We start from the raw sequence: 12,194 nt of genomic DNA on the forward strand, positions 1-12,194 counted from the left end.
ATTGAATGTGTTTGATGATTCAAAAATAAGATAGGCAGATAGGCTTTCTGAAGAAGAATAGGCTATTAGCGGACAATTCTCGGTGAATGGCAGTTTTTTATCGGTGAATTTCAGCTTGTTTTTTCACCGAGCAGAAAGCTTGCAAATCGGAGGTCGTCCTGTGTAGTCAGTTTGATGTTTTCCAGATTGCCGGGGATAAGACTTACTTGCCATCCTTGATGTTCGTAAACAGTCGCATCATCCGTAAAAGCAGGAGATTCTTCCGTCTCAAATGCCTGTTTGATTTTGGTCAATTGAAAAGTTTGGGGCGTTTGGACCAATCGGTAAGCAGCCCTATTTTGAAAGGAGGAACTTCCATTCTCTTCCACTTTTCGGATGGAGTCTTTTAACTCTACCACTGCGATGGCGCTTCCCGTCAAGGCTGCTGTCTGAAAACTCTGATGGATGACCTCTGAGTGAATAAATGGTCTTACCCCATCATGGATTGCCACCAAACCATCTAGATTTTGAATGGCATTGAGACCATTTTTGACTGATTGGAAGCGGGTTTGTCCTCCTGATACGAGTTGATGGGGAATATGAAAATCATATTCTTTGCAAAGACTCTTCCAATAATCCACATCAGATCCCGGAATGACTAAAATCAAGTCCATTTGAGTATCAAACTCATGAAACTTCTGTAAGGTATGCATCAGGACTGGCTTGTTTCCAATAGGAAGGTATTGTTTTGCTATAGGACTTCCCATACGTGTTCCACTTCCACCCGCTACTATCAATGCATACTTTTTCATATCATGTCGATTAGGTCCTCAAAAATAAGGCTTATTGTATATCCAGAAAAGGAATAAATAAAAAGACCTGCTTTGGTTAAAGCAGGTCTCCGTTGAGGTTTCTAAGAGATTAAAGGATTAACATCGCATCTCCATAAGAGAAAAATCTGTATTTTTCCTTAATGGCCTCTTGATAGGCTTTCATGATCAAGTCATATCCTCCAAATGCTGAAGCTGTCATCAATAGCGTAGATTCAGGTAAGTGGAAGTTGGTGATCAATGCGTTAGCAATTTTAAATTCGTAAGGAGGAATGATAAATTTATCTGTCCAGCCACTACTTTCCTTCAGACGGGAATTAGCGGTTACCGATGATTCGATTGTCTTCAAGGACGTAGTCCCCACTGCAACGACACGCTTTTTATTATCTAATGCCTCATTGACAAGATTGACGGTTTTGGTAGGGATATCATAATTTTCAGAATCCATCTTGTGCTTGGTCAAATCTTCTACGTCGACTTTTCTGAAAGTACCCAATCCAATATGCAAGGTGATAGGACTGACTTCCACACCCTTTAACTCCAGTCGCTTTAATAAGTGAGGAGTAAAGTGCAAACCTGCGGTAGGAGCTGCAACTGCACCCACGTGGCTAGCGAAAATAGTTTGGTAACGCTCACGATCCTCTAATTCTACTTTACGCTCGATATACTCTTTCAATAAAGGTGTTTCACCCAAAGAGTCAATTGTTTTGTAAAACTCCTCATCTGAACCATCAAATAAGAATCTGATAGTACGTCCTCTAGAGGTGGTGTTGTCGATTACCTCAGCAACTAAGTCTGAATCTCCGAAGTATAATTTATTGCCAACACGGATTTTTCTGGCAGGATCTACCAGCACATCCCATAGACGCAAATCTTGGTTTAACTCTCTTAACAGGAAAACTTCAATTTTTGCACCTGTTTTTTCTTTGTTTCCATACAGTCTGGCTGGGAACACTTTTGTGTCATTGATGACAAATACATCTCCTTCTCCAAAGTACTCAATAATATCCTTGAAAATTCGGTGCTCAATTTCACCGGTTTTTCTATTGACTACCATCAATCGGGACTCGTCACGATTGTCTGTAGGGTATAAGGAAATTAATTTTTTGGGGATGTCGAATTTAAAGTCTGATAACTTCATATAGAATGAATAGAATTTTCGCTTTTTTTTGAGTTTGAATTACTCTGTAAAAAGTGCAAAGATACAAAATAAAATTCCCGAAATCTATCTATATTGCATTTTTGTTTTAAACCAACTAGTTGAAGCCGTGCTCTATCTGAAATTAATCTGGGAAAGTATTCGATTTGCCATGCAGGCACTCAAATCTAACTTGACCCGAACCATCCTTTCCTTATTGGGAGTAACTGTAGGTATTTTTGCCATCATTGCTGTTTTCACCCTCGTTGATTCTTTGGAAAAAAACATCAAATCTAGTTTTAGCTTTCTGGGCACCAATGTAGTTACCGTAAATCGCTTCAATTTCGTCGGAGGACCTGATTATCCTTGGTGGAAGTACTTCCGCCGACCTTACAATACTTTTTCTGAGTATCAATTCTTAAGAGATAAACTGCGAAATGCAGAAGGTGTGGCTTTTTCTGCAGACGCTAATGGGACTGTGCAGGCAGGCAGTAATGCCTACCGTGGCACCAACATTACAGGGGTAACTTTTTCTTATCAGGATGTCTATGATATTTCTTTGGAAGCTGGTAGGTATTTTACGGAACAAGAGGTAAATGCTTCCCGAAACGTAGCCATGATTGGGGTGAAAGTTGCCAGTACACTCTTTCCCAATGCCGATCCACTTGGCAAAGAATTAAAAATCAAAGGGTCTAAGTTTGTGGTCGTTGGGCTTTTTGAGGAAGAAGGAGAGGGACTTTTGGAGATTTCTTCTAAGGATGAGGCGGTTATGATTCCGTATGGAAGTTTTACCAAACTCTATTATGTTGGTCCTAATGGGATAGAGCCTTCGATTGCAGTCAAAGGCTTGGAAACAGACATTGGATTGGTGGAATTGGAAAATGAGTTGATTGGCCTACTACGGGCTAAAAGAGGTTTGAAGCCAACTCAGGAAGATAATTTTTCTTTAAATAAGTCTGAGTTTTTGATGAATACCATTGGGTCCATCTTTGATGTAATCAGTACAGCTGGATGGGTGATTGGAGGGTTTTCCATCTTGGTGGGAGGATTTGGAATTGCAAATATCATGTTTGTATCTGTTAAAGAGCGGACGAGTATCATCGGTATCCAAAAATCCTTGGGAGCAAAAAATTACTTTATTCTCTTTCAGTTTTTGTTTGAAGCTATGTTTTTGAGCATGATTGGAGGCATAGCAGGAATTATAATTGTGTTTGGATTGACATTTATTCCATTAGGTAGTTTGGAATTGGTGCTGTCCTTTAAGAATCTGGTTCTTGGCTTAGGGATTTCTTCTGTTATTGGAATTGCATCCGGAATTGTACCGGCCACCTTGGCAGCAAGAATGGACCCTGTAGAAGCGATTCGTGCTGTCTAAAACTTAGATTGAAACTGTAATAAAATAGAAAAGCAGCTGAGGGAACTCAGCTGCTTTTTTGTTGTGTACTTATGAAATCTTAATCTTCTAATTCCGGAGTTGGGCTGCCACTAACCATAAGGCCTGATTTTTCTTTGATCTTTTTCTCCAATTCATCCATCAATTCTGGATTATCAAGCAACAAATTTTTTACGGAATCTCTTCCCTGTCCCAGTTTATTGCCTTCATAAGAGAACCAAGATCCTGCCTTTTTGATGATTTCAAACTCCACTCCCAAGTCAATAATTTCACCTACTTTGGAGATTCCCTGACCATACATGATATCAAATTCTACCACTTTAAAAGGAGGGGCCACTTTATTTTTGACCACTTTTACTTTTGTTCTATTTCCTAGAACATTGTCAGCACCTTCCTTGATTTGGCCGATTCTACGGATATCTAGACGAACGGATGCATAGAACTTCAAAGCGTTACCACCGGTGGTTGTTTCAGGGCTTCCGAACATCACTCCGATTTTATCACGCAACTGATTGATGAAAATACAAGCACAGCCGGTTTTATTGATAGCACCTGTTAATTTTCTCAAGGCTTGGGACATTAATCGGGCTTGTAAACCCATTTTGCTGTCTCCCATATCTCCTTCCAATTCGCCTTTGGGAACTAAGGCTGCCACAGAGTCAATGACGATAATGTCTATGGCTCCCGAGCGGATTAAATGTTCGGCAATTTCTAAGGCTTGCTCCCCGTTATCAGGTTGAGAAATCAATAAGTTTTCGGTATCAATGCCTAATTTTTCTGCATAAGTTTTGTCAAAAGCATGTTCTGCATCGATAAAGGCTGCCAGTCCTCCTGCTTTTTGAGCTTCTGCTATACAATGCATGGTCAAGGTTGTTTTACCAGAAGATTCAGGTCCGTAGATTTCTATTACCCTACCTCTAGGAATTCCTCCTATTCCTAAAGCCATATCCAAGCCCAAAGAACCAGTTGAAATAGCCGGTATATCCTGCACTTTGTTATCGCTCAACTTCATGACAGTACCTTTTCCGTACGTCTTTTCCAGCTTGTCTATGGTCAACTGGAGTGCTTTTAATTTTTCAGTATTGGCGCTCATATCTGTGTTAACAATTCAATGATTTGCATGATTGAAAATAAAGATTCATACTTGAACCTTCAACGATAATCCGAGAGTTTACGTAATTGTTTCTCGAATCTTTAATTTATCTGCTAATATTGGAATAAGATTTGAAATGCACTCAGAGTAACCATGATTTTCATGAAAAATAGTCGACTAATGTCAGTAATTGTCACGCTTTGTTTCTTTTGCTTAAGTTTTCCAAGCATAGGACAAAAAAATACTGCCTTCAAACCAGGGGAGGAATTGACATTTAAAGTCAGCTATAGTTTTTTGAATGCAGCCGAAGCAAAAATGATTATAGCCCCGCAAGTCACCACCATGAATAACAGACCAACGTATAAAATGGATGTGTTTGGATCTACCCTAGGCGTGTTCAAGTTATTCAAAGTCAATGATAACTGGGGTAGTTATATAGATACTGCCAAGATGATCCCTCATAAATCATATAGACATATTGAGGAGGGTAGTTATCGTAAACATGAGCATGTCTTTTTTGATCATCAAAAGAAAAATGCTCATGTAAAGCTTTTTGACAGAGAAAATAGGGAGGTGGTCAGTACGAAGGATTATACAGTCCCAGCTAATGTGCAGGATATTGTAAGTGGTTTTTATTATTTGAGAACCTTGGATCTCAGCAAACTCAAAAAGGGGGAAACGATTCTATTGACAGGTTTTTTTGATAAAGAAGTATATAATTTACGGATGGTTTTTCAAGGAAAAGAAATGATTGATACCAACTTGGGAAAGTTTGAAACTTTCAAATTGTCACCTATCATACCCAAAAACAAATTGTTTAGAGGAGAACAGCCGGTGACGGTATGGGTTTCCAATGATCAAAATAAAATACCCTTGAAAATTAAAGCAAAATTGATGGTTGGCTCCTTGGATATGGAAGTAATGGAGGTAAAAGGCTTGCGTAATAATTAGATGATATCTACGTAACAATAGCTTAATATTTGCGAGCTTAATAAAAATTTAATGTTGTCTTTTGCGGCAAAAAATGTTAATTCTATTTTTATCAAGAGTCTTTTTTTAACTTAGCAATATCTTAGCGCTGCTAAAAACGCTATTTCTACATGAGCGATAAACCAAAAGTGAAAGTACTCGTTGTCGATGACGAGCCGGACATTGTCGATTTGCTGACATATAACCTGAAAAAGGAAGGCTACGAAGTAGAGTCTGCCGAGGATGGAATCAAGGCTGTAAAAGTTGCTAGCAAGTTTGTACCTGACGTTATCTTATTGGATATTATGATGCCCAATCAGGACGGGGTTGAGACCTGCAGACAAATGCGGGAAATTCCTGACTTGAAGAATACATTTATTATTTTTCTAACTGCCCGTTCGGAAGAATACTCAGAAGTCGCAGCCTTTGATGTGGGAGCGGATGATTATATTACGAAGCCAATCAAGCCAAGAGCATTGATGAGTAGGATTGCCGCATTGTTCCGCAGAGAATCTAAAAAGGAGCAGGAGTTTACGCAAATCAAGATCAAGGATTTGATTATTGACCGCACGAGTTATACCATCGATCAGCGTGGTACAATCATCACCTTGCCTAAGAAAGAATTCGAATTGTTGTATTTTTTAGCCAAAAACCCTAATATAGTGTTCAGTAGAGATGATCTCTTGCAGAATATTTGGGGTGCAGATGTGTATGTATTAGCCCGTACAGTGGATGTACATATACGAAAAGTACGTGAAAAGATTGGCGAAGACTATATCACTACTGTGAAAGGAGTAGGTTATAAGTTCGATTTGAATTAAACTATGTTTACAACATCCCGAGGGATATCCTTTATTTTAGGATTAGCGATTTCTGCCTTAACTGTTGCGTTTATATCCTTAATCGATAGTGCCACTCCTACCTTACTATTGGTAGCGGGTGGTATTTCTTTTTCGGTCTCTTATATATTGATCAATGTTACCTTGGAGTTTTTGATTTTTAAGGAAATCAGCAATATCTACTCGGTATTGGAGAAGATTCAAAAAAAGGATTACTCCATAGCTTCTGAAAAATTTGACGGATTATCAATTTCTCCTTTGAAGCGAATCAATAAGACAATTAATTCCTATGCACAGGCCAAAAATCAAGAAATTGAGACGCTAAAAAAGAATGCAGAATTTAGGAAAGATTTTATTGCAGACATTTCCCATGAATTGAAAACACCGATTTTTGCGGCTTTGGGATACATACATACCCTGCTTGACGGTGCAGTGGAAGACAAGTCAGTCCGTTTGAAATTTTTGAAACGTGCAGCCAAGAGTTTGAATGCTTTGGATAAACTCGTTCATGATCTTCTTACCCTTAACCAAATGGAGAGTGGGGTGGTTAAATTTAACTTTGAGATTTTTGACATGAAGGAATTATTGCATGAGGTAATTGAAGAGCTAGAACAAAAGGCGAATAAAAGAGATGTGCTGATCCGCTATTTTTACGACAAGGAAAAAGAATTTATGACAAAGGCAGATAAGGATAAGATATTTCGTGTTTGTCAAAATCTGATTTATAATGCCATCAAATACAATAATGATGGGGGAGAAGTAGAGGTGAATCTCAAAGCACATAAGAATCATATTTCCGTCGAAATCAAGGATAATGGAAAAGGTATTCCACCGGAAGATATTAAGCGCATTTTTGAGCGATTTTATAGGGTTGAGAAAAGTAGAAACCGTGAAGCTGGCGGGACAGGCTTGGGATTAGCGATCGTTAAGCATATTTTAGAAGGACATAAAAGTAAGATTTCTGTGAGCAGTACAGTTGGTAAAGGGTCGCTATTTAGTTTTGAATTGCCCCTGGAAAAAGTAGAGGTTAGAGGCTAGCATCTTAATTTACACTTTATTGGATTTGTGGTCGAATAGACAGAGGTAAGAATCAATAGAAACTCTCATCCCGCATCTCGTTCTAGCTTTAGTCTCTGAGCTTGTTGAAAAGCTTACTGAACGAGTCCGAATTTCTCCGCCGCTTCTTTTCTCGAAAACGCATTGAAATGCCACCATTCGGAGCCGATACCAGTAAATCCTCCATGCTTCATGACTTTGCGGAGGATTTCTCGGTTGGAGATGTGTTCTTGGCTGATTTTGCCTTCACGGAGCATTTGTTGTTCACGGTCAGGATAAGCGGGATATCCAAAAAAGTCAAAAGGGGTACCCATATCTAGGGCTTCTCCGGTCTCTTGATAGGCTAAAGTCAGGTCTACAGCCACTCCATAATTATGTAAACCTCCTATTTTGGGGTCCGCTACGTATAAAGGCTTGATGCTGTCAGGTTTGTCTAAGTTATCCCATAGAATCTGCTGTACTCTTACTGGACGAACACCATCATAAACCAAAAAGGTGAGCTCTGGATGACCTTCTTTCAATTTTTGGTGGGCTTTCTTTAACATCTCAGCGACGATAGGCTGTACATAACAACGATATAGGTCTCCATAGACATCTTGACCGAAGAAATTATCCTCTGTTGAATATTTAAGGTCTACATAAATACCGGGGATAACAGCTTCTACGTCCACCAAGCCTGCCTCAATCAGGCTTTGTTCGAGATCTCCCACTTGATCAATAATTTGAAACTGCTCATCACCGATGCTAACCAAATCATTGAAGTCTACACCGGTGGCGGTGGTTTCGGTCATTTTGCTTTCACAAGCAAGGATAACCGTTAGGAAAAGAAGTGGGATAATAAGGAAAGAATTCTTCATAAGGTCTTAGGAAAGGTTTTTTTTGATTACAGTGGCTGAAGCTTGCGCTGTGGGTAGCATAACAATATCTGCTAAAACCACATGCGGAGGCCTGCTTACTGCAAAAGCGATGGTTTCGGCGATATCTTCGGGGCTTAGGGGTTGGTATCCTTGGTACACGGTTTTGGCACGCTGGCTATCACCTTTAAAGCGGACTAGAGAGAACTCTGTCTCCACCAAACCTGGGTGAACGCCGATCACTCGGATTCCGAAAGGATTTAAATCCATACGCATACCATTGGTAATAGCATCAACTGCATGTTTGGAAGCACAATATACATTGCCATTGGGATAGACTTCTTTTCCGGCAATAGAACCAATATTTACGATAGTGCCTTGTTGACGGGCCATCATCCATGGCATGATTTCTTTGGATACATATAGGAGTCCTTTGACATTGATATCCACCATTGCATCCCAATCTTCTAAACTCCCCTGATGGATGGGATCTAGTCCATGGGCATTTCCTGCATTGTTGACCAATACATCTATTGCCTTCCAATGATCGGGCAATGTTGCCAAGGCTTCTTTTACATCGCCTTTATCCCGCACGTCAAAACAAAGCTTGATGCAATCAGTACCTGCCAATCGGAGTTCCTTCTCCAATTCCTGGAGGCGTTCGAGACGTCTGCCAGTAGCGATGATATTATAACCGATTTGTGCAAGAGATAGGGCAGTTGACCAACCGATACCAGAAGTTGCTCCTGTAATAAGTGCGATTTTTCTAGACATGATATATAGACTAGTGAAATTTATTTGCGTACGAAAATTTAAAATAAACGAAGTAATGTACAAAAATATCGAAGGATTTAAAAGTGGCACTGTAATTCTTCCTTTTTCGTAAGGGAAGTTCCTTAAATGTGGATTCAATAGTCTTGATTTTGAATGTTTTTGCCCGCATTTTAAAAATTAATGAGCTGATTTTGTATCACTTATTAGTGTTAAGAGAAAATTCATTTGAAAATTTTTGATAGAATTTTGAATGTTTAAGAAAAGGGTATAATTTTGCCATCCGTTAAGACATCTAAAACAATGAAATCTTAACGAAATCAGTTGGGGGAATACCAAAGCGGCCAACTGGGACGGACTGTAAATCCGTTGACTTATGTCTTCACAGGTTCGAATCCTGTTTCCCCCACAAAATAATTGATGATTATTTTAAAAGCGGGAGTAGCTCAGTTGGTAGAGCGGCAGCCTTCCAAGCTGCAGGTCGCGGGTTCGAGCCTCGTCTCCCGCTCTATGCTTTTATAGCGTATCTAAGTTTAAGCCGACGTAGCTCAGGGGTAGAGTACTTCCTTGGTAAGGAAGGGGTCACGGGTTCAAATCCCGTCGTTGGCTCTGAAAACATAGAAAAATTTACTTATCTATATCTTTAACTAAAACAGAGGATTTTCACACATGGCAAAAGCAACCTTTGACCGTTCCAAACCACACGTTAACGTAGGTACGATTGGTCACGTAGACCATGGAAAGACAACTTTGACTGCTGCCATTACAACAGTATTGGCCAAAAAAGGTCTTTCTGAACTAAGAGATTTCTCTTCTATCGACAACGCTCCAGAAGAAAAAGAAAGAGGTATCACAATCAACACTTCTCACGTAGAGTATCAAACTGAGTCTAGACACTACGCTCACGTAGACTGTCCTGGTCACGCTGACTACGTTAAGAACATGGTAACTGGTGCTGCTCAGATGGATGGCGCTATTCTAGTAGTAGCTGCAACTGACGGACCTATGCCACAAACAAGAGAGCACATCCTTCTTGCTCGTCAGGTAGGTGTACCTGCACTTGTTGTGTTCTTGAACAAAGTGGATATGGTTGATGATCCTGAGTTATTAGAACTAGTTGAAATGGAAGTTAGAGAATTGCTTTCTTTCTATGATTTCGACGGAGACAATATTCCTGTAATTGCTGGTTCTGCCCTTGGTGGTTTGAACGGTGAGCCTCAGTGGGAAGAGAAAATCATGGAATTGATGAATGCTGTGGATACGCACATTCCACTTCCTGAGCGTTTGGTAGACAAGGATTTCTTGATGCCTGTAGAAGATGTGTTCTCTATCACTGGTCGTGGTACTGTAGCTACTGGTAGAATTGAAAGAGGTGTTATCAACTCTGGTGACCCTGTAGATATCATCGGTATGGGTGCTCAAGGCCTTAAGTCAACCGTAACTGGTGTTGAAATGTTCCGTAAGATCCTTGACAGAGGTGAAGCTGGTGACAACGTTGGTTTGTTGTTGAGAGGTATTGAAAAGTCTCAAATCAGAAGAGGTATGATTATTTGTAAGCCAGGTTCTGTGAAGCCACACGCTCACTTCAATGCTGAGGTTTACGTACTTTCTAAAGAAGAAGGTGGTCGTCATACGCCATTCTTTAACAAATACCGTCCACAGTTCTATTTAAGAACTACTGACGTAACTGGTGAGATCAAACTTCCTGAGAACGTAGAAATGGTTATGCCAGGTGATAACGTTACAATCGAAGTGAACTTGCTAAATGCAGTTGCTTTGGAAAAAGGTCTACGTTTCGCTATCCGTGAAGGTGGTAGAACTGTAGGTGCTGGTCAGGTAACTGAAATTTTGGACTAATCCATAATTAAGCATAAATTTCAAATGCGATCCTGAAAATTTTTGGGATCGCATTTGTTTCTTAAAGGTATTATCAATACTTTTGCAGTCCCTTTTGGGCTATAAATAATCTACGGGCATAGTTCAATGGCAGAATAGCGGTCTCCAAAACCGTTGATGGGAGTTCGAATCTCTCTGCCCGTGCAAATAGAGTAAAACCATGAACGTTAAAAATTTTGTCATAGAATCGATAGATGAGATGAAAAATAAGGTCACTTGGCCTTCTTATTCATTTCTACAGAACAGTGCTGTTTTGGTACTGGTAGCCTCATTGATCTTTGCCTTAGTTATAGGTGTAATTGATCTTGGCTTCGAAAATTTGATGAAGTGGTTTTACGATTTATTCTAATCGCATAAAATTTACTGATGGCTGAACATAAGTGGTACGTACTACGGGTGGTAGCTGGACAAGAGAAAAAAGCCAAGTCCTACTTGGATAATGAAATTGTCCGCAACAAACTCGAGGATTATATTCCCGAGGTTTTGATTCCTTCCGAGAAAGTTTACGAAATGCGTAATGGAAAAAAACGAGTCAGAGAGAAGAACTTCTTTCCTGGCTATGTTTTGGTTCATGCGGATCTTGCTTATGGTGAGGCTAATCACGTAATTACAAGCATACCGGGTGTAATCGGATTTCTTGGTTCAAACCAGGGGGGAGCTTCCAAAACCCCTGAACCATTACGACAATCTGAAGTCAACAGGATCTTAGGTCGTGTTGAGGAGATTGATGAGTTTGCTGAGAAATTAGATACTCCATTTATAGTCGGGGAAACCGTAAAAGTAATGGACGGTCCCTTTAGTGGATTCTCTGGTACAATTGAGGAAGTATTTGAAGATAAGAAAAAGCTTAACGTTATGGTTAAGATTTTCGGACGAAATACTCCAGTCGAATTAAACTTTATACAAGTAGAAAAACAAGATTAAGAAATGGCTAAGGAAATCACTGGTTATGTGAAATTACAAGTGAAAGGTGGCCAGGCTAATCCTTCACCTCCAGTAGGTCCTGCTCTTGGTTCCAAGGGTTTGAACATCATGGAGTTCTGTAAGCAATTCAATGCCCGTACCCAAGAAAAAATGGGTCAGGTATTGCCTGTCTTGATTACTGTTTTTTCTGACAAATCTTTTGAGTTCGTAGTAAAAACTCCTCCAGCTGCTAATATGCTGATTGAGGCTGCGAAAGTAAAAGCTGGTTCTGCTGAGCCAAACAGAAAAAAAGTAGGTTCCGTAACATGGGATCAAGTAAAAGAGATTGCTGAAGTGAAAATGCCTGACTTAAACGCTTTCAAAGTGGAATCTGCCATGAAAATGATTGCAGGTACCGCTAGAAGTATGGGTATCACTGTTTCTGGAAAAGCCCCTTGGGAGGAATAAATAAA

13 protein-coding genes and 4 tRNA genes are annotated in these 12,194 nt (G+C 39.8%); 12 read left to right on the forward strand and 5 right to left on the reverse strand.

What is annotated here, in order from left to right:
• Positions 1-110: 110 nt before the first annotated feature.
• Positions 111-791: a 2-C-methyl-D-erythritol 4-phosphate cytidylyltransferase gene (locus tag ACXIUD_RS01740; RefSeq protein ID WP_458050914.1), complete on the reverse strand. Its 681-nt coding sequence runs from the start codon at positions 789-791 to the stop codon at positions 111-113.
• 109 nt (positions 792-900) lie between these two features.
• A complete protein-coding gene (gene queA / locus ACXIUD_RS01745; protein WP_458050915.1) occupies positions 901-1,950 on the reverse strand; it encodes a tRNA preQ1(34) S-adenosylmethionine ribosyltransferase-isomerase QueA in 1,050 nt (349 codons plus the stop codon).
• 127 nt (positions 1,951-2,077) lie between these two features.
• Here queA and ACXIUD_RS01750 point away from each other — a divergent pair, with 127 nt between their 5' ends.
• On the forward strand, positions 2,078-3,322 hold the full coding sequence (locus tag ACXIUD_RS01750) for an ABC transporter permease (RefSeq protein WP_458050916.1): 1,245 nt from the start codon (positions 2,078-2,080) through the stop codon (positions 3,320-3,322).
• A gap of 79 nt (positions 3,323-3,401) precedes the next feature.
• Here ACXIUD_RS01750 and recA read toward each other — a convergent pair whose 3' ends face one another.
• The gene (recA, locus tag ACXIUD_RS01755; protein ID WP_458050917.1) at positions 3,402-4,433 is read right to left on the reverse strand and encodes a recombinase RecA; all 1,032 of its coding nucleotides are present in this window, start codon (positions 4,431-4,433) and stop codon (positions 3,402-3,404) included.
• A 162-nt stretch (positions 4,434-4,595) separates the two neighbouring features.
• On the opposite strand from recA, the gene ACXIUD_RS01760 reads away from it, so the two are divergent.
• The 3 genes from ACXIUD_RS01760 to ACXIUD_RS01770 all read left to right on the forward strand — a co-directional run bounded on the left by ACXIUD_RS01760 (position 4,596) and on the right by ACXIUD_RS01770 (position 7,279).
• On the forward strand, positions 4,596-5,384 hold the full coding sequence (locus ACXIUD_RS01760) for a DUF3108 domain-containing protein (RefSeq protein WP_458050918.1): 789 nt from the start codon (positions 4,596-4,598) through the stop codon (positions 5,382-5,384).
• A 149-nt stretch (positions 5,385-5,533) separates the two neighbouring features.
• Positions 5,534-6,223: a response regulator transcription factor gene (locus ACXIUD_RS01765; RefSeq protein WP_189579690.1), complete on the forward strand. Its 690-nt coding sequence runs from the start codon at positions 5,534-5,536 to the stop codon at positions 6,221-6,223.
• A gap of 3 nt (positions 6,224-6,226) precedes the next feature.
• Positions 6,227-7,279 (forward strand): sensor histidine kinase, encoded by a 1,053-nt coding sequence (locus tag ACXIUD_RS01770; RefSeq protein WP_458050919.1) that lies wholly within the window; start codon positions 6,227-6,229, stop codon positions 7,277-7,279.
• 113 nt (positions 7,280-7,392) lie between these two features.
• On the opposite strand, the gene ACXIUD_RS01775 is transcribed toward ACXIUD_RS01770, so the two are convergent.
• Together ACXIUD_RS01775 and ACXIUD_RS01780 are read right to left on the reverse strand one after the other, a co-directional pair.
• Positions 7,393-8,154, reverse strand: coding sequence for a M15 family metallopeptidase (locus tag ACXIUD_RS01775; RefSeq protein ID WP_458050920.1), 762 nt, complete (start codon positions 8,152-8,154; stop codon positions 7,393-7,395).
• A gap of 6 nt (positions 8,155-8,160) precedes the next feature.
• The gene (locus tag ACXIUD_RS01780; protein WP_458050921.1) at positions 8,161-8,925 is read right to left on the reverse strand and encodes an SDR family NAD(P)-dependent oxidoreductase; all 765 of its coding nucleotides are present in this window, start codon (positions 8,923-8,925) and stop codon (positions 8,161-8,163) included.
• Positions 8,926-9,248: 323 nt separating this feature from the next.
• Here ACXIUD_RS01780 and ACXIUD_RS01785 point away from each other — a divergent pair.
• From ACXIUD_RS01785 to rplK, 8 genes are all read left to right on the forward strand, one after another.
• A tRNA-Tyr gene (locus ACXIUD_RS01785) sits at positions 9,249-9,331 on the forward strand.
• A 26-nt stretch (positions 9,332-9,357) separates the two neighbouring features.
• Positions 9,358-9,430: transfer RNA gene (locus ACXIUD_RS01790), tRNA-Gly, on the forward strand.
• A gap of 29 nt (positions 9,431-9,459) precedes the next feature.
• Positions 9,460-9,531 (forward strand) — tRNA-Thr (locus tag ACXIUD_RS01795).
• A gap of 60 nt (positions 9,532-9,591) precedes the next feature.
• Complete coding sequence (gene tuf, locus ACXIUD_RS01800; RefSeq protein ID WP_189585910.1) at positions 9,592-10,779, forward strand: elongation factor Tu; 1,188 nt, start codon at positions 9,592-9,594, stop codon at positions 10,777-10,779.
• 112 nt (positions 10,780-10,891) lie between these two features.
• Positions 10,892-10,962, forward strand: a tRNA-Trp gene (locus ACXIUD_RS01805).
• Between the two features lie 16 nt (positions 10,963-10,978).
• Positions 10,979-11,167 carry a preprotein translocase subunit SecE gene (secE, locus tag ACXIUD_RS01810; protein ID WP_189585913.1) on the forward strand — a complete coding sequence of 63 codons (189 nt, stop codon included), beginning with the start codon at positions 10,979-10,981 and terminating at the stop codon, positions 11,165-11,167.
• Between the two features lie 17 nt (positions 11,168-11,184).
• Positions 11,185-11,742 (forward strand): transcription termination/antitermination protein NusG, encoded by a 558-nt coding sequence (nusG, locus tag ACXIUD_RS01815; RefSeq protein WP_189585916.1) that lies wholly within the window; start codon positions 11,185-11,187, stop codon positions 11,740-11,742.
• Between the two features lie 3 nt (positions 11,743-11,745).
• Entirely contained in the window at positions 11,746-12,189 is a 444-nt protein-coding gene (gene rplK, locus ACXIUD_RS01820) for a 50S ribosomal protein L11 (RefSeq protein WP_458050922.1), read from the forward strand.
• Positions 12,190-12,194: the final 5 nt, after the last annotated feature.

The sequence above is a fragment of the Mongoliitalea sp. genome (genome assembly GCF_054166905.1).

Excerpts from the sequence above, each read along its gene's own strand:
- rplK (WP_458050922.1), top strand. The coding sequence starts at position 11,746 with ATGGCTAAGGAAATCACTGGTTATGTGAAATTACAAGTGAAAGGTGGC.
- nusG (WP_189585916.1), top strand. The coding sequence starts at position 11,185 with ATGGCTGAACATAAGTGGTACGTACTACGGGTGGTAGCTGGACAAGAG.
- ACXIUD_RS01770 (WP_458050919.1), top strand. The coding sequence starts at position 6,227 with ATGTTTACAACATCCCGAGGGATATCCTTTATTTTAGGATTAGCGATT.
- queA (WP_458050915.1), bottom strand. The coding sequence starts at position 1,950 with ATGAAGTTATCAGACTTTAAATTCGACATCCCCAAAAAATTAATTTCC.
- ACXIUD_RS01765 (WP_189579690.1), top strand. The coding sequence starts at position 5,534 with ATGAGCGATAAACCAAAAGTGAAAGTACTCGTTGTCGATGACGAGCCG.
- ACXIUD_RS01780 (WP_458050921.1), bottom strand. The coding sequence starts at position 8,925 with ATGTCTAGAAAAATCGCACTTATTACAGGAGCAACTTCTGGTATCGGT.
- ACXIUD_RS01740 (WP_458050914.1), bottom strand. The coding sequence starts at position 791 with ATGAAAAAGTATGCATTGATAGTAGCGGGTGGAAGTGGAACACGTATG.
- ACXIUD_RS01760 (WP_458050918.1), top strand. The coding sequence starts at position 4,596 with ATGAAAAATAGTCGACTAATGTCAGTAATTGTCACGCTTTGTTTCTTT.
- secE (WP_189585913.1), top strand. The coding sequence starts at position 10,979 with ATGAACGTTAAAAATTTTGTCATAGAATCGATAGATGAGATGAAAAAT.
- ACXIUD_RS01775 (WP_458050920.1), bottom strand. The coding sequence starts at position 8,154 with ATGAAGAATTCTTTCCTTATTATCCCACTTCTTTTCCTAACGGTTATC.
- tuf (WP_189585910.1), top strand. The coding sequence starts at position 9,592 with ATGGCAAAAGCAACCTTTGACCGTTCCAAACCACACGTTAACGTAGGT.
- recA (WP_458050917.1), bottom strand. The coding sequence starts at position 4,433 with ATGAGCGCCAATACTGAAAAATTAAAAGCACTCCAGTTGACCATAGAC.